This window comes from Kitasatospora sp. NPDC101183, from assembly GCF_044767945.1.
In the GTDB taxonomy this organism is placed as follows: Bacteria; Actinomycetota; Actinomycetes; order Streptomycetales; family Streptomycetaceae; genus Kitasatospora.
The window spans coordinates 240,830-256,581 of sequence record NZ_JBIWOW010000002.1; the positions used below are offsets into that span (position 1 = coordinate 240,830).

The window sequence follows — 15,752 nt, forward strand, 5'->3', positions numbered from 1 at the left end:
GCGTGCGGAGTTGACGGCGTGCGGAACAGGCCTACGGAGTTGAGCGCGGAGGGCGGGACGGGACGAAACGGTCCGGAGCGGTCCGGTCAGGCGCGCAGCGTGGCGCCGCCGTCGACGTACAGGTCGTGCATGGTGATGTGCCGGGCGCGGTCGGAGGCCAGGAACACGACGGCCTCCGCGATGTCGGCGGGCGCGGCGATGCGCCCCAGCGGGATGCCGACCCGCCAGGCGCCGGGGTCGCCGTCGATGACCCGCCGTTCGGCGGCCTCGGCGTCGGCACCCCAGAGGGCGCGCTGCATCTCGGTGTCGGTCGAGCCGGGCGAGACGATGTTGCAGCGCACCCCGGAGCGGGCCAGTTCCAGCCCGAGGCAGCGGGTGAGCATGGTGGCCGCTGCCTTGGAGGCCGCGTAGGCGGCCATGCCGGCGCGCGGCACCCCGGCGGCGTTGGAGCCGACGGTGACGATGCTGCCCCGGCCCCGGGCGGCCATCTTCCGGCCGACGGCGCGGCCGGTGTGGAAGACGCCGGTGGAGTTGACGGCGAAGGTCTGCGCCCAGTCCTCGTCGGTGAGTTCGACGACCGGTGCGGTGCGCAGGATTCCGGCGACGTTCACCAGCACGGCGACGGGCCCGAGTTGACGCTCGATCACCTCGACGATCTCGCCGACGGCCTGGGAGTCGGAGACGTCCAGGACGTACGGGTGGATGTTCTCGTGCTCCGCGGCGACGGCGCCGAGCGGGCCGCCGCGCAGGTCGACGGCGGCGACCACGGCGCCCTCGGCGGCCAGCGCCCGGGCGACGGCCGCTCCGATGCCCTGTCCGGCGCCGGTGACCATCGCGACGGCACCGGCGAATTCGGATCGCTGCACAGGACATCCCCTCCGACCAGCATGATTAGGCAAGGCTAACCTAACACACCTGTTCGGCTACGCCGAGAGCCTGTGCGAGCGTCAACTCCCCCAAGGGCGCAAGACCGGGGCCGCAAAGGAGCGGCAAAGGGGCAGCAAAAAAGGGGCGAGGCGGATCGCCTCGCCCCGCCGACCCTCCGTCGGCTACCGGCTCACCCGCCGGCCGGGGCCGCCGCGGCGGCGGGAGCCGGGGACAGCCCGGTGCAGCCGCGCAGCCCGTCGCGCCGCTTGAGCGCGTTCGCGGCCGTCGCCCCGGTGACCGGCTGCGGTATCCCCTTGTCGTCGATCGTCGCCGGGGTGAACGCCTCCCCCTTGACCTTGCCGTCCGCCGTCAGCGTCAGCGTGGTCACGCCCGTCTCGTTGGAGTTGGCGTAGTTCGAGGTGCCGTACCAGAGGAAGTTGCCGAAGCCGTACCCGACATAGGTGGTGCCGAGCATCCCCGAGCCGACCATGGTGTGCGCGTGGGTGCCGACCACGGCCGTGGCGCCGACGCCCGCGAGCTTCTTGGCGACGGCCTGCTGGGCGCTCGTCGGGCAGGCCTTGCCCTCCTCGCCCCAGTGCAGGTACACGAGCACCACGGGCGCCTGCTGCTTGGCCGCCTCGACGGCCTTGGTCAGCGCGGGCACGTCCAGCGCGGAGGCGATGCCCGGCTTGTCGGCCCCGGCCCGCCACTTCTGGTTGGTGATGTCCTCGACCTGGCTGGCGGCGACCACGGCCACCTTCACCCCGCGCACCGTCGTCACGTACGGGGCGTACGCCTCCTTGGCGTTGTGCCCGACGCCGACCACCGGGATCGGCGAGGAGTCCTTGGCCGCGAGGGTGTCGGCGAGACCGTCCGCGCCGAAGTCCACGGCGTGGTTGTTGGCCATCGAGACCACGTCCACGCCCGAGTCCTTGAGCACCGACAGCGCCTTGGGCGAGGTGCGGAAGGTGTACGTCTTCGCCTCCGGCGCGCCCCGCCCGGTGATCGCGGTCTCCAGGTTGAGCACCGACAGGTCCGCCCCTTCGAGGGTGCGGGCGATGGGGCCGAGCGCCGTGTCGGGCGCCTTGACGGACAGCCGCGACTCGGTGCGCCCCTCGAAGTGGACGTCCCCCGCGAAGGCGACGGTGATGGTGCCGTCCGGCCGGGGCGCGCCGCCCTTGGTGGGCGCCGGGGCCGGGGCCGTGCCGGAGCCGTCCCCCGTGGCCGGGGCCGCACCCGACGCTCCCGGCGCGGCCTGCTTCGAGTCCGCCCCCGGCGCCGGATCGTCCGGCCCGCAGGCGGCGACGGTCGTCAGACCGACGAACAGAGCGACGGCGGCCGCGGCACGGCGCATGAGTGCTTCCCCCCGGATTCGGTTCAAGAGCGGTCAGCCTACGCCACCGTTTCGCCACCTCTTCGGCCCGCCTCAGCAACAGTCCGGACACAAAGTGCCAGGTGCGCACACGGACGGCGACCGGTTCGGGCCCGGACGTCCAGACCCCGCCGAGGTCCCGCCAAGGCCCCGCCGATGTCCCGCCGATGTCCCGGAACCGGTCCCGGAAGGGCCTCGGAAAGCGAGGAAGCCGCCGTCCCGACCACGGACCGGCGGCTCACCCCGCACCTCGTCGAGGAGGCGGACCCTAGAGCCGCTCGGGCACCGGGTTGCCCACGGCCTCGATGGCCCGGCGCACCGGCACCTTGGCCAGCACCACGAAGCCGATCACGAAGAACACCAGCAGCGAGATGATCGCCGACCGGTAGCTGCCGGTGACCTGGTACGCCACGCCGAAGACCAGCGGCCCCATCCAGCTGGTGCCCCGGTCGCTGATCTTGTAGAGGCTGAAGTACTCGGCCTCGCGGCCCGCCGGGATCAGGTGCGAGAACAGCGAGCGCGAGAGCGCCTGGCTGCCGCCGAGCACCAGCCCGATCATGCAGGCCAGCACGTAGAACCAGACCGGCTGGTGGGCGGGCATGAAGTACCCGAGCGCCAGGGTGACCACCCAGCCGACCAGCGAGCCGAGGATGGTCCGCTTGGCGCCCCAGCGGTGCGCGATCCGGCCGAGCAGCAGCGCGCCGCCGATCGCCACGACCTGCACCAGCAGCACGGCGGTGACCAGCGAGGTCTGGTCCATGCCGAGTTCCTCGCTGCCGTACAGCGAGGCCTGGGAGACCACGGTCTGGATGCCGTCGTTGTAGCAGAGGAAGGCCCCCAGGTAGAGCAGCGTCAGCGGGTGCTCGCGCATGCTGCGCAGCGTGCGGCCGAGTTCGCGCAGGCTGCTGCCGGCGGCGGGCCGCCCGGCTGCCGCGGCCGGGTCGGGCGCGACGCCGGCCCGCGAGGGCAGGCGCGTCAGCGGGACGAGGGTGAACAGCGCCCACCACAGGCCGGCCGAGGCCAGGCAGATCCGCACGGCGGTGCCGGAGGCGATTCCGAGCGCCTCGTGACCCTGGAACAGCGCCAGGTTGGCGATCAGCAGCAGCCCGCCGCCCGCGTAGCCGTACGCCCAGCCCTTGGAGGAGACGGCGTCGCGCTGGTCGGGCGTGGCCAGACCCGGCAGGTAGGCGTAGGAGAGGGCCACCGAGACCGCGTACGCGATGTTGGCGACGACCAGCAGGGCGCCGCCGAGCAGGTAGCGGTCGCCGTCGAGGAAGAACATCCCCATCGTGGCGATCGCGCCGACGTAGGCGAAGCCGCACATCAGCTCCTTGTGCCGCCCGGTGCGGTCGGCGACGGTGCCGGTGAACAGCATGGCCGCGACCGAGATCAGCACGGAGAAGGAGACCGTGTACGGGAAGAACGATCCTGCGCGGATCGTCAGGCCCAGGGGGTGGACGTCGCCGTTGGCGTCGGCGGCGTTCTTGGCGATCTCCGTCAGGTAGGGCCCGAGGAAGACGGTGAGGACGGTCGCCGAGAAGGCGGCGTTGGCCCAGTCGTTGATGTACCAGCCGAACTGCATCCGGCGCAGGGCGCGGCCGTCGTCGGCGGCCGCCGCCGTGGGCGTCGCCTCCGGCAGGTGGTCGGGCACGTGGTCCGTGGTGCTCATGGGGCTCCTATGCGCTGCCGGCTGCCCAGCAGCCGCGCTCGCCGAGGACGTCGCGCAGGACGTCGATGCGATCGGCCATGATGCCATCCACACCCAGGTCGAGCAGAGCCCTGATCCGTGTGGGATCGTCCACAGTCCACACGTGGACCTGCAGGCCGAGCCGGTGCGCGGCCCTCACGAAGGCCCGGTCGACCACCCGCACGCCCTTGTACCGCTCCGGCACCTGGGCGCAGATCCCGGCGTACGGGGCGCCGGTGCCCAGCAGTCCACCGGGCAGCAGCCCGCCGGCCAGCGAACGCAGCCTCAGCCGGGCCACCTCGCGCGGCCCGAGCGAGGTCGCGAGCCGGGGGCCGGCGGCGGCGCGGACGGCGGCGAGGCGGGAGTCGGAGAAGCCGCCGACGCAGACCCTGTCCCAGGCGTCGGTGCGGCGGATCGCCTCCACCAGGGGCCCGATGGCGGGTGCGGCCTTCACGTCGATGTTGAACCGGGCCTCCGGGAAGGCGCCGAGCAGGTCCTCCAGCAGGGGCACCGGCTCGCTGCCGCCGATCCGCGCCCGGCGCACCGTCTCCCAGGGCAGTTCGGCCACCGCGCCGGCCCGGTCGGTGACGCGGTCGAGCCGGGTGTCGTGGAAGGCGACGAGCACGCCGTCGCTCGTGGCGTGGACGTCGGTCTCCAGGTAGCGGTACCCGAGGGCGACGGCCGCCTCGAAGGCCGCGAGCGAGTTCTCGGGGTGACCGAGATCACCGCCCCGGTGGGCGAAGGCGAGCGGCCCGGAGTGGTCGAGGAAGGGGTGCATACGGGCTCCGAGCTGCGGGAAGTGGGGCCGGAGAGGGGGTGCCTGAGTGCGTTACAGTATGACGCACTCCGTCACGTGGTAACGATGCGGTCGGGCGCCGACGGCGGGCCGTCGGGTGCGTCATGCTGGGGTCCACGCACCCGACCGCGACGAGGGGTCTCACGCCACCGATGGACGACGGCACCGCCTCCGGCTCCGACTTCACTCCCGCCGAGCGCGCCCGGGGCCGGGCGCTGCGCCGCGCGCAGGTGCCGTGGGTGCTCGCGGCCCGCCTCGCCGGACTGGCGCTGACCCTGGCACTCGGCCTCACCCCGGCCGGGGCCGGCCTGGTCACCGCCGTCGGCGGCTGGTTCGGCGGCTCCTGGGCGGCCGAGGTGCTCGCCGGGGCCGCCGCCCTCGTCCTGCTCGGCCAGGCGCTGCGGCTCCCCTTCTCCGCCGGGGCGCGGTCGGTGCGCGCCCGCTACGGCCTGGTCACCCAGGGCTGGGCGGGCTGGGCCCTGGACGCGCTGCGCGGGCTGGGGCTCACCCTCGCCCTCGTCCTGCCGCTGGCCCTGGCCCTGTTCGCGCTCACCGGCTGGTCCCCCCGGCACTGGTGGCTCCCGGCGGCCGGTGGGGCCGCGCTGCTGACCGCCGCCCTCTCCTTCCTCCACCCGCTCCTGATCGAGCCGGTCTTCAACCGCTTCACCCCCATGCCCGAGTCGGAGCTGCGCTCCGCCCTGCTGGCCCTGGCCGATCGCGACGGCGTCCGCGTCCGGGACGTCCTGGTGGCCGACGCCTCCCGCCGCACGACGGCCCTGAACGCGTACGTCTCCGGCTTCGGCGCGACCCGCCGGATCGTCGCGTACGACACGCTGCTGTCGACGGCGGCCCCGCGTGAGGTGGAGCTGGTGGTCGCGCACGAGCTGGGCCACGTCAAGCACCGGGACGTGCCGCTGGGCACCGCCCTCGGGGCCGCCGGCGCGGCCGTGGCCGTCGCGCTGCTCGGGCTGCTCGCCGGCTGGCGGCCCCTGCTGGACGCCGCCGGGGCGGCGGACGCGGCGGACCCGAGGGCCCTGCCGCTGCTGGCCGCGCTCGCGGCGCTGCTGGGGGCACTCTCCGGCCCGGCGCAGTGCGCCGTGAGCCGCCGGATCGAGGCGCGGGCTGACCGCCACGCGCTCGAACTCACCGGGGACGTCGAGCAGTTCGTGGCGATGCAGCGCAGACTGGCGGTGGCGAACGTGGCCGATGTCGACCCGCCGAGGGTGCTTGAGCTACTGTTCGCCACTCATCCGAGTGCCACCCGCCGGATCGCCGCCGCCCGCGCCTGGCGGTCCGAGACGCGGGATTCCGTTGTATAGTGCAACAAATCCCGAGGACGTAGGAGCACCGTGCCCGGCCGTCAGTCGTCCATCGACACCATCCAGCGCGAGCTGACCGCCTTCGCCCGCCGCGCCCGGCACAAGGCCTCCCAGCTGCACCCCGACCTCTCCCTGGTCACGTACAGCGTCCTCGACCTGATCACCGAGCGCGGCGGCTGCCGGGCGGCCGACGTCGCGGCGCACTTCATGCTCGACAAGTCGACCGTCAGCCGGCAGGTCGGCGCCCTGGAGAAGCTCGGGCTGCTCGCCCGCGAGACCGACCCGGACGACCAGCGCGGCCAGATCCTGCGCGCCACCGAGGCCGGGCTGACCCTGCTGCGCGACGCCAACGAGCAGCGCCGCCAGGCCTTCACCAGCCGGTTCAACGACTGGTCCGACGAGGACGTCGCCCGCTTCGCCGACTACCTGGCCCGCTACGGCGCCGAGGGCTGAGCCGCCGCCGCGAGCAGCCGCCCCGAGCGGCTGTCCCGAGCAGCCGCCCGGGGCGCCTTCCGGGTGCGTGGCACCACTCGCACGGTGTACAGAGGAGGGGTGCCCCTCCGGCAGCGCCCCCGCGCCACCCCCTCCCGCGACCCCGGCCGCACCTGGCGCACGGACGACCGTGTGCTGACGGCCCTCGTCCTGGTGCTGATCGTGCTGATCACCGCCGTGGACATCCTCTCCCCGCCGCACATCCACCTCGGCCCGCTGCTGATCGTCGCCCCCGCCCTCACCGCCTCCTTCGCCGGGGCGCGCGGCACCGCCGCCGTCGCCCTGCTGGCGATCGCCGCGCTCACCTTCATCGGCCTGGCCCGCGACGGGCTCACCACCGCCAACCACCAGACCCAGCTGGGCGCGCAGGCCGTCGTCTCCACGCTGATCGTCGGCCTGCGGGTGCTGCGCGACCGGCACGAGCGCGAGCTGGCCCGGGTCCGCACCGTCTCCGAGGCCGCGCAGCGCGTCCTGCTGCGCCCGCTGCCCGAGCGGATCGGGCCGCTGCGCCTGGCCTCGGTGTACCTGGCCGCCGAGGCGGAGGCGCAGGTCGGCGGCGACCTGTACGCGGCCGCCCGTACGGCCACCGGCACCCGGCTGCTGGTCGGCGACGTGCGCGGCAAGGGCCTGTCCTCGCTCGGCGACGCCGCGCTGCTGCTCGGCGCCTTCCGCGCCGCCGCGCACCTGCACGCCGAGCTGCCCGACCTGGCCGCCTACCTGGACGGCAGCGTCAGCTGGGACCTCGCCCAGCTCGCGGAGCAGAAACGTATCGCCAAGGGGGAGGTGGGCGAGGAGGCGGGCGAGTCCTTCATCACCGCCGTCCTGCTCGACATCCCCGACGACGGCACCGAGGTGCGCCTGGTCGACTGCGGCCACCCTCCCCCGCTGCTGCTGCGCCCCGACGGCGTCACCGCGCTCGCCGCGCGCCGCCCGTCCCCGCCGCTCGGCCTGGGCGAGCTCGCCCCGGCGCGCTACGAGGTGGAGACGTTCCCGTTCGGGCCGGGCGACCGCCTGCTGATCTACACCGACGGCGTGATCGAGGCCCGGGACGCGCAGCGGCGCTTCTACCCGCTGACCGAGCGCGTCGCCGCCTGGTGCGGGGAGCAGCCCGGGACGCTGCTGCGGCGGCTGCGCGGGGACCTGCTGGAGCACGTCGGCGGGCACCTGGACGACGACGCGGCGATGGTGGTCGTGGACCGGCTCGACCGGCTCCCGGGCGGCGGACCGCCCGGGAGCCGGCGCAGGGCCTGATCAGGTCCGGGCCTGACAGGGTCCGGTTCTGATCGGGTCTGGTTCTGATCGGGCCCGGGCCTGATCAGGTCTGCTGCCACCACTGGTCGTCCCAGACGTCCGAGCAGTCGTACTGGAAAGCGCGGCTCCAGTTGTCGTAGCCCTGGATGACCATGCACCTGCCGGTGGCGGCGTTCTTGAACTGGAAGTCGCCGCCGCGCTGCTTGACGGACCACCACTGGGTCAGGTCCTGGGAGCCGGGGACCTGGACGATCGGGTTGCCGTTGTCCGGGCCGGAGGCGGACAGGTAGAGCTTGCTGTTCGTGTTGTAGAGCTTGTACACGCCGTCGATGCCGTTGTAGCCCACCGGCAGGGCCGGGCCCATGATCAGCCAGACCTGGTCCTGGAAGGAGGCGCAGTCGTACTGGCCCGGCGTGTCGCCGACCGTCGATCCCTGGATCACCAGGCACTTCCCGCTGTGCACGTTCTTGAGGTGCCAGCGGCCGTCGGTGATCCCCGCCGAGGCGGATCCCGCCGTCCCCACCACCAGCCCGAGCGCGAGGCCCGCCGCCGCGAGCACGGGCGCTCCGGCCCGTACGACCCTGTTCTTCGTGCGCATTCCGCATTCCCCTTTGCGTTGCATTGGTGACGCGTTCCGGAAAAGCCGGTGATGCCGTGATTCGGCATCGAACGACCATGGAGAGGGCTGCGATCGACGCCCGGTCGATCGCATCGGAACGCTATCCCCGGGAATCGGCGGAAAGGAATGCGCGGCGGTGATTCTTCAGGTTCTCGCAGGTCCCGCCGAATTTCTTCGCACCGCTTTTCCCCCGCGTTCCGCCGGGGCTCCGCCCGGGCGATCCTCACGGGTGGTACGGCAGCTGCGGGACCTCGAAGCAGGTGGTGGTCATCGACGGCACCTGGGTGACCCAGCCGCCCCGGCCGTCCGCCGCCGAGTCCTGCCAGCGGGCCGCGTCGAGGCAGGCGCGGGTCGGGCCGGTGGGCGGGGGCTGCGGGACGAAGGAGGCCGGCAGGATCAGGCCGTGCGCGTCGTAGGGCTCGGCGCGGTTCAGGAAGGCCTCCACGCAGGCGCGGGTGAGCGCGGCGCCGCAGGAGTCCACCGCGTCGGCGAGCCACTGCGCGCCCGCCCAGCCCTCCAGCTCCCAGGCGGACAACTGCCCTGCGCGGTCCGGGAAGTAGCGCGCCATCGCGGTGCGGAACTCGTGCACGGCCGGCTGCCGCTCGTCCTCGTAGTTCTGGCTGGAGGAGGTGGCCCAGAGCGCGTTGCGGCAGTTCGGCGAGGCGGCGTAGTCGGTGCGCACCGACTCCGACCAGTTCTGCACGTTGGTCACCTTCGCCGCCACCCGCACCCCGGCCTCGTCCAGCGCCCGGCACAGGGCGGCGTTGCCCCGGGTGTCCATCGCGTCGAACAGCAGCTGCGAGCCGTCGGCCCGGACGGCGGCGGCCACCGCCTGGAAGTTCGGCAGCGCGAAGTCCACCGTCTGGAGCAGGACGCGGTAGCCCTCCGCCTCCAGGCCGGCCTTCACCTGCCCGGCGTAACGGGCGGAGTCGGCCTGGTTGTAGGCGACCACGGCGGCGGTGGTCGCGCCCAGGCGCTGCTTGAAGAAACGGAACACCTCGGTGCTCTGGTAGAGCGTGCCGTTCCAGCCGACCGCCCGGCCGTCGCGCGGGGCGGCGCTGCCGTAGATCCCGTAGAGGTGCGGCCAGCGGTCGTACGCCGTGCCGATCGGCTGGCCGCCGACGTCCGGGACCGCCCGGGCGCTGACGTACGGGGCTCCGGCGTAGTCCAGGACACTGCCGCTCGCGAAGGCGAACACGTGCTCCTGGTCGATCAGCCGGTGCACGCAGTCCTGGTTGCCGATGCCGCTGCCGCCGTCGTCGCAGGTGACGAGCCTGACGGTGCGTCCGTGCAGGCCGCCCCGGTCGTTGAGGGCCTGGAAGAAGGCCTGGGCGCCGTAGCGCGGGCCGCTGAACACGTCGCTGCCGACCGGGCTGGTGAGGGAGGTGACGACGCCGACGCGGATCTCGTCGGGGGTGACGCCGGTGTCGGAGGCGGGGTTGGTGCCCGTCGCCGTGCCCGCGCCCGCGCCCGGGTGGGCACGGGCGGTGAAGGCGGTGTCCGGCAGCCGGGTTCCGCAGCCGGTGAGGGCGAGGGTCGCGAGGACGGCGAGGGCGAGGGCGGCGGCCGTCAGGGCGGTCTGGGCGGTCGGGGCTCTCAGGGCCGCCGGGGAGCGCCGGGGCGCGGTCAGCCGCATCCGGGGATCGGGGTGCCGCCGGCGCCCGCCGCCTGGGTGAGCAGGCCGCACAGGGTCGAGCGGGAGACCTTCCAGGTGCCGTTCTCCAGCACGGACCGGCCGCTGGCGCTCGGCTCGACGACGGTGCCCTGGAGGGAGAGGGAGTACGTCACCTTCGCGTCGGCGGCGTCGGTGAACGCCACGTCCGTCACCGTGGCCTGCACCTGGCCCACCCTCGGGTCCTGTGCGAAGCCCTGGAGGACGGGGAGCAGCAGGTCACCGCCCTGGAGCAGCTTGGCCTTGTCGGGGATGGGGGTGGCGGGGTCGAAGAACTTCTGCCAGTTCGTGGTGATCTCGGCCTTGGCGGCGGCGGGGTCGGAGGGGGCGGTGGCGCTCGCGGACGCGGTCGGGGTGGCGGTGGCGCTCGCGGCCGGGGCGGCGCTGGTGCTCGCGGAGGTGCTGGACTTGCTGCTGCCGCACCCGGCCGCCGCCGTGCCCGCCAGGGCCAGGGCGAGCAGGGCGCCCGCCGTCCGCAGGGCCCGGGCGCCGGCCTTCGGGGTGCCGCTTCGCCTCACGTGCATCTGTCTGTTCCCTCTCGACTGCGCGGCCCCGGGCCGGTGGTGGGCCCGGTCTCCCGGATGCTGTTCCGGGCCGTTCCTGGAAACGTCTCGGGTGACACCATGAAGGCGGATACATGGACGAATCGCAATCCGGCGGAGGAATCGCCCCGGACGCGCCCCGGCCGTCCGCGCTCCGGCGCGCCGGACGGGCCGTGCGGAAGGTCCGGGAGGTGCGGGAGGTGCGGGCCCGGGAGTGGGCGGGCTGGGTGCTGCTCGCCGTCGGCACCGTGCTGTGCGTCCTGGGCTGGTACGGGGTGTCGGGCCAGCGGTTCGTGGAGCAGCAGGTCCCCTACCTGGCCTCCTCCACCCTCCCCGGCGCGGCGCTGATCGTCGCCGGGGCGGTGCTGCTGGCGCTGCGTCCGTCCGGCGGCGGGGTCGGCGGAGAGCTCGGCGGCGGGGTCGGCGGCGCGGCGACGGACCTGCGGGTGCGGCAGCTGTACGAGCTGCTGGTCGAGCCGGTGCCGGGCGCTCCGGAGAAGCCCGCCGTGACCGTCGGTTCGCTGGCCCTGCCCGGGGGCACCCGCTACCACCGGGCGGACTGCCCGCTGGTCCTCGGCAAGGCGCAGGCCGCGCCCGTGGACCGGCGGGCCGTACGGGAACGGGGGCTGACGCCCTGCCCGCTGTGCGAGCCCGGGCCGCCGCCCGACGGTCCCGAGGGCCCCGCCGCCCGTCCGGGCGACCCCGATCCGGCAGACGGCTGAACCCGTGGGCAGCCTCACGATCGACCTCGCGCTCGCCGGGCTCACCATCGGCTCCGCCGCCGCGCTCAGCGGCATCGGCCTGGTGGTGTGCCACCGGGCCACCGGCGTGCTCAACATCGCCCAGGGCGCCCAGGCGATGGCCGTCGCCTACCTGCTGCGCGACCTCGTGGTGGTGCGTCACTGGCCCGTCTGGCCCGCCGTGGCGGTGTGCCTGCTGCTCGTCGCCCCGGCGCTCGGCGTGCTGCTGGACGTCCTGGTGTACCGGCCGCTGCAACGGCGCGGCGCCGGACCGGCGGAGACCATGGTCGCCGGGCTCGGGGTGTTCGTACTGCTCATCGGCGTGGCCGTGCTGCTGTGGGGCGCGGCGCCGCTGGCGGGCGCCCCCTCGCCGCTGGGCGGCGCCCCGATCCGGCTGCCCGGCGGGCACACCCTGCGGCCCGACACCGTCGCCTCGCTCGCCGCGATCCTCGCCCTCGGCCTGACCGTCGCCGCCGTCACCCGCTGGACGGCCTTCGGGCTGCGGCTGCGCGCCGTCGTCGACGACCGCCACCTGGCCGCCCTCTCCGGGGTCGACGCCGACCGGGTCTCCGCCGCCGGCTGGGCCTTCGGCACCTTCACCGCCGGGCTGGTCGGCGTCGCCCTCGCCCCGTACCTGCTGCTCGACCCGTACGGACTGCCGCTGCTGGTCATGGAGACCATGGCCGTCGCCGTCGCGGCCCGGCTGCGCAGCATTCCGGTGGCCGTCGCGACGGGCCTCGGGCTCGGCGTCGCCCAGGCCGAGCTGACCCGGCTCCGGCCGTCCGGGCAACTGCTGCCGCTGGTGGAGGCCGTGCAGTCCAACCTGTTCGTGGTCGCGCTGCTCGCCACCGCGCTGCTGGCCGGGCCGCGCATCACCGGGGAGTCGCCCACCCGGCACCTCCCCCTCGGCCGGACGGGCCCCGGCGGCGGACGGCTCGCCGGGGTCGTCTGTCTGGTGCTGCTCCTGCTGCCGTTCGGCTTCCGGGGCAACGACCTGCGCAGCGCCCTGCTGGTACCGGCACTCGCCCTCGTGCTGCTCTCCGTCACCGTGGTCACCGGCTACGGCGGGCAGATCTCCCTCGGGCAGGCCGGGTACGCGGGCCTCGGCGCGCTCGGCACGGCGCTGCTGATGTCCGGCCGCGTCCCCGGCGTCCCCGCGCTGCCGGCCGTGCCCGCGCTGCTGCTCGCCGTCCTCGCCACCGCCCCGCTCGGCCTGCTCACCGGATACCCCGCCATCCGGCGGCGGGGGCTCGCCCTCGCCCTGGTCACCTTCGCCGTCGGGACGGCGATGAGCCGCTTCGTCTTCGAGCAGCCGTACGCCACCACCGGGCTCACCCTCGACCGGCCCTCCTTCATCGACGGCGACCGGGCCTTCTACCTCGCCGAACTGCTGCTGCTCGGCCTCGGGCTCCTCGCCGTGCGCGGCCTGCACCGGGGGCGGCTCGGCCGCGCGCTGACCGCGATGCGCGACCACGAGGCCGGGGCCGTCGCGGCGGGCGTGGACGTCCCGGGGCTGAAGCTCCTCGCCTTCGTCGTCGGCGCGGCGCTCGCGGCGCTCGGCGGCGGGCTGATGGGGCTCGCCGGGCGGGCGTTCGACGCGGCCTCCTTCGACCCGGTGCGGGGGCTGCTGTGGTTCGCGGCCGTGGTGGTGGCCGGCGCGGACAGCGCGCTCGGCGCCGTGCTGGCCGCCGCGCTGCTCATCGGGCTGGACGCGGGGACCGTGCCCGGGGTGTCGGCGGTGGCGGTGGGGGTGCTGGCCGCCGCCATCGGACGGCTCCCGGGCGGGCTCGCCTCGCTGCGACGGCGGGGCGCCGCGGTGCCGGGCCTGCCGCCGCCCTTGCCGCCGTTGCCGCCGGTGCGGCTCTCGGCGGCGGGGCGGGCGCTGGCCGCGAGGCGGCGGCCGTGAGCGCCGGCGCGTTCTCCCGCCTGACCGCGCGGGGCATCGTGCGCCGCTACGGGGGGATCGAGGCCGTCGGCGGGGTCGACCTCGTCGCGCCGCCCGGCCGGATCACGGCGCTCATCGGGCCCAACGGGGCCGGGAAGAGCACCCTGTTCGACTGCCTCGCCGGCACCGCCCGCCCCGACGCGGGCCTGGTCCTGCTCGGCGGACGCGACGTCACCCGCCTCCCCGCCCACCGCCGCGTCCGGCTCGGCCTGGCCCGCACCTTCCAGCAGATCGCCGTCTTCCCCACCCTCTCCGTCGCCGACAACGTCCGCATCGGCGCCGAACACCGCCACGGCCGCGCCGACCCCCGGACCGTCACGGAGTGGACCACCCGCGCGCTCGCCCTCCTCGACCTCCAGGACCTCGCCGCCGAACCCGCCGGTGCCCAGCCCACCGGTGTCCTGCGCCTCGTCGAACTCGCCCGCGCCCTCGCGGGCGACCCCCGCGTCCTCCTCCTCGACGAACCCGCCGCCGGCCTCGACACCCGCCAGACCGCCCGCCTCGTCACCGTCCTCCACGACCTCGCCGCCCGAGGCCTCGCCCTCCTCCTCGTCGAACACGACCCCGACCTCGTCGCCGAACTCGCCCACACCGTCTACGCCATGTCCCAGGGCCACCTCCTCGCCACGGGCCCCACATCCACCGTCCTCACCAACCCCCACCTCACCCGGGCCTGGGGCTGACGCGCCCGCGCCGGCTACTGAAGTGCCCCACCACGCCGCTGCGCCCTCCGGGGGCGCAGCGGCGGTGACCCCGCAGCGTCCACCCCACACCCCGGCCACATCGGGCGCGAGGTGCTGGGGCGGGGTCCAGGAGACAGCCCAGCTCGGGGGCACGTGCGTCGGCACGTCACGGTTGGGGCAGCAACGGGAACTGAGCGGGCATGCCGGGCGGTGAGACCCCGGGGCAGTGCCCATGGATCGGCCGGCTCGGGAGCGGTGGGTGGACCAGGGTGGAGGTTTCCCCGGGTGGCGCCGGGAGTTGGCCAACTCAGCGGGCAGGGGTGCCCCACAGCACGGCGAGCGAGCTGGGCTGCTCGGGGCCGGGAGTTCAGGGGCGGGGCGCTGTTCGACGGCGAGGGCTTGCTCCAATACCGGTCACCTCCTGGGCCGTTGGGTGTCCTGAGCCCCCGTCGGGGCCTCGGCTGCGGGGTTAGCCTGGCCCGCATGACAGGGCGATCGAGCACGGTGGTGTTGATGTGCGGGCTTCCCGGCTCGGGGAAGACGACGTATGCGAAGGGGCTGGTGCGGCGGGGGTTCGTTCGGTTGTCGATCGACGAGGTGGTCTGGCAGCGGCTCGGGGGGCGTGATGCCGGGGTGGTGCTGGCGGCCGAGGAGTTCGACCGGCTCAAGGAGGAGGTGCGCCAGCAGCAGCGGCTGGAGCTGGTCGAGCTGATGCGGGCCGGGCGGGACGTGGTGGTGGATTACAGCTTCTGGAGCCGCGCCGCCCGTGAGGAGTACAAGACCCTGGTCGAGAGCCACGGCTGCCGGTGGGAGCTGGTGCACCTCAAGGCCGACCGGGAGACGCTGGAGCACCGCCTCGCGGTGCGGAACGGCCAGGAGGGGGCCAACGCCGTCACGGTGGACGAGGCGCTGCTCCACCGCTACCTGGCCGCCTTCGAGGAGCCGGACGGGGAGGGCGAGCTGCTCCTCGTGCAGCCCTCGCCCTGAGGGGCGTCCGGGTCGCCGGGTCGCCGGGTCGCCGGGCGGGCGGGGGGCGGCGAGGATGCGGGGAGGAGGTAGGGAGAGGCAGGGATGGGCGTCGACGTCGCGATCAGCTCCGTTCGGGTTCGGTACGGGCCGCTGGAGGCGCTGCACGGGGTGGACCTGGCGTTCCCCTCCGGGGCGGTGACGGTGCTGCTCGGACGGAACGGGGCCGGGCGGACGACTGTGCTGCACACGGTGGCGGGGGTGGTGCGGCCGGCGCAGGGGCGGGTGGTGTGGCGGGGGCGGGACCTGGCCGGGGTGGCGGTGCACCGGCGGGCGGGGATGGGGATGGCGTTGGTGCCCGCCGAGCGCGGGGTGTTCGGGGCGCTCACGGTGGCGGAGAACCTGGGGCCGGCGGGGGACGGGGGCGGGCGGGGGGAGGTGCTGGAGCTGTTCCCGGAGCTGGTGCCGCTGCTGGGGCGCCGGGCCGGGGAGCTGTCGGGCGGGCAGCAGCAACTCGTGGCGATCGGGCGGGCGTTGGCGGCGCGACCCCGGCTCCTGCTGCTGGACGAGCCGGAGCGCGGGCTGGCACCGGCCGTCACGGCCCGGCTGCACGGGCAGCTGCTGGCGGAGGCCGCGGCGGGGCGGACGGTGGTGCTCGCCTCGCAGTCGCTTCCGCGCACGCTGGAGGACGCGGCGGTGGTCTACGTCCTGCACCGGGGCGAGGTGGCCTTCTGCGGGGAGCCCGGCGAGCTGCCGGCCCGGGGGCGGGCTTCGGCCGGGTGAGCACGGACTGGTACGAGT

General features: G+C 74.9%; 15 protein-coding genes. 8 read left to right on the plus strand and 7 right to left on the minus strand.

The genetic code is table 11. The annotated features are described in order from the left end of the window. Positions 1 to 86: 86 nt before the first annotated feature. The 4 genes from ACIRRS_RS03240 to ACIRRS_RS03255 form a co-directional block, all read right to left on the minus strand. Positions 87 to 899, minus strand: a complete 813-nt coding sequence (locus ACIRRS_RS03240) for a 2,3-dihydro-2,3-dihydroxybenzoate dehydrogenase (RefSeq protein WP_402964177.1) — start codon at positions 897 to 899, stop codon at positions 87 to 89. A 158-nt stretch (positions 900 to 1,057) separates the two neighbouring features. Continuing rightward, a complete protein-coding gene (locus ACIRRS_RS03245) occupies positions 1,058 to 2,221 on the minus strand; it encodes a CapA family protein (protein ID WP_402964180.1) in 1,164 nt (387 codons plus the stop codon). A 286-nt stretch (positions 2,222 to 2,507) separates the two neighbouring features. Further along, complete coding sequence (locus ACIRRS_RS03250) at positions 2,508 to 3,908, minus strand: MFS transporter (protein WP_402964183.1); 1,401 nt, start codon at positions 3,906 to 3,908, stop codon at positions 2,508 to 2,510. 7 nt (positions 3,909 to 3,915) lie between these two features. Beyond that, the gene (locus ACIRRS_RS03255; RefSeq protein WP_402964186.1) at positions 3,916 to 4,704 is read right to left on the minus strand and encodes a glycerophosphodiester phosphodiesterase; all 789 of its coding nucleotides are present in this window, start codon (positions 4,702 to 4,704) and stop codon (positions 3,916 to 3,918) included. A 170-nt stretch (positions 4,705 to 4,874) separates the two neighbouring features. On the opposite strand from ACIRRS_RS03255, the gene ACIRRS_RS03260 reads away from it, so the two are divergent. The 3 genes from ACIRRS_RS03260 to ACIRRS_RS03270 all read left to right on the plus strand — a co-directional run bounded on the left by ACIRRS_RS03260 (position 4,875) and on the right by ACIRRS_RS03270 (position 7,784). Beyond that, positions 4,875 to 6,041, plus strand: coding sequence for a M48 family metalloprotease (locus ACIRRS_RS03260; RefSeq protein WP_402964189.1), 1,167 nt, complete (start codon positions 4,875 to 4,877; stop codon positions 6,039 to 6,041). 30 nt (positions 6,042 to 6,071) lie between these two features. Next, positions 6,072 to 6,494: a MarR family winged helix-turn-helix transcriptional regulator gene (locus tag ACIRRS_RS03265; RefSeq protein WP_402964192.1), complete on the plus strand. Its 423-nt coding sequence runs from the start codon at positions 6,072 to 6,074 to the stop codon at positions 6,492 to 6,494. 99 nt (positions 6,495 to 6,593) lie between these two features. Further along, positions 6,594 to 7,784 carry a PP2C family protein-serine/threonine phosphatase gene (locus ACIRRS_RS03270; RefSeq protein ID WP_402964195.1) on the plus strand — a complete coding sequence of 397 codons (1,191 nt, stop codon included), beginning with the start codon at positions 6,594 to 6,596 and terminating at the stop codon, positions 7,782 to 7,784. A 64-nt stretch (positions 7,785 to 7,848) separates the two neighbouring features. Here ACIRRS_RS03270 and ACIRRS_RS03275 read toward each other — a convergent pair whose 3' ends face one another. From ACIRRS_RS03275 to ACIRRS_RS03285, 3 genes are all read right to left on the minus strand, one after another. Beyond that, positions 7,849 to 8,382 (minus strand): RICIN domain-containing protein, encoded by a 534-nt coding sequence (locus tag ACIRRS_RS03275; protein WP_402964198.1) that lies wholly within the window; start codon positions 8,380 to 8,382, stop codon positions 7,849 to 7,851. Positions 8,383 to 8,626: 244 nt separating this feature from the next. Further along, positions 8,627 to 10,039 carry an ABC transporter substrate-binding protein gene (locus ACIRRS_RS03280; RefSeq protein ID WP_402964201.1) on the minus strand — a complete coding sequence of 471 codons (1,413 nt, stop codon included), beginning with the start codon at positions 10,037 to 10,039 and terminating at the stop codon, positions 8,627 to 8,629. After that, the gene (locus ACIRRS_RS03285) at positions 10,030 to 10,599 is read right to left on the minus strand and encodes a hypothetical protein (RefSeq protein WP_402964204.1); all 570 of its coding nucleotides are present in this window, start codon (positions 10,597 to 10,599) and stop codon (positions 10,030 to 10,032) included. Before ACIRRS_RS03285 ends, ACIRRS_RS03280 begins: the two co-directional genes overlap by 10 nt. Positions 10,600 to 10,712: 113 nt before the next feature. On the opposite strand from ACIRRS_RS03285, the gene ACIRRS_RS03290 reads away from it, so the two are divergent. The 5 genes from ACIRRS_RS03290 (at position 10,713) to ACIRRS_RS03310 (ending at position 15,734) form a co-directional block, all read left to right on the plus strand. Further along, positions 10,713 to 11,339 carry a hypothetical protein gene (locus tag ACIRRS_RS03290; protein ID WP_402964207.1) on the plus strand — a complete coding sequence of 209 codons (627 nt, stop codon included), beginning with the start codon at positions 10,713 to 10,715 and terminating at the stop codon, positions 11,337 to 11,339. 4 nt (positions 11,340 to 11,343) lie between these two features. Beyond that, entirely contained in the window at positions 11,344 to 13,263 is a 1,920-nt protein-coding gene (locus ACIRRS_RS03295; RefSeq protein WP_402964210.1) for an ABC transporter permease, read from the plus strand. Continuing rightward, on the plus strand, positions 13,260 to 13,985 hold the full coding sequence (locus tag ACIRRS_RS03300) for an ABC transporter ATP-binding protein (protein ID WP_402964213.1): 726 nt from the start codon (positions 13,260 to 13,262) through the stop codon (positions 13,983 to 13,985). The genes ACIRRS_RS03295 and ACIRRS_RS03300 overlap by 4 nt, the downstream gene beginning before the upstream one ends. A gap of 483 nt (positions 13,986 to 14,468) precedes the next feature. Further along, positions 14,469 to 14,972 (plus strand): AAA family ATPase, encoded by a 504-nt coding sequence (locus ACIRRS_RS03305; protein WP_402964216.1) that lies wholly within the window; start codon positions 14,469 to 14,471, stop codon positions 14,970 to 14,972. An 84-nt stretch (positions 14,973 to 15,056) separates the two neighbouring features. Then, a complete protein-coding gene (locus ACIRRS_RS03310; protein ID WP_402964219.1) occupies positions 15,057 to 15,734 on the plus strand; it encodes an ATP-binding cassette domain-containing protein in 678 nt (225 codons plus the stop codon). The last annotated feature ends 18 nt before the right edge of the window (positions 15,735 to 15,752 follow it).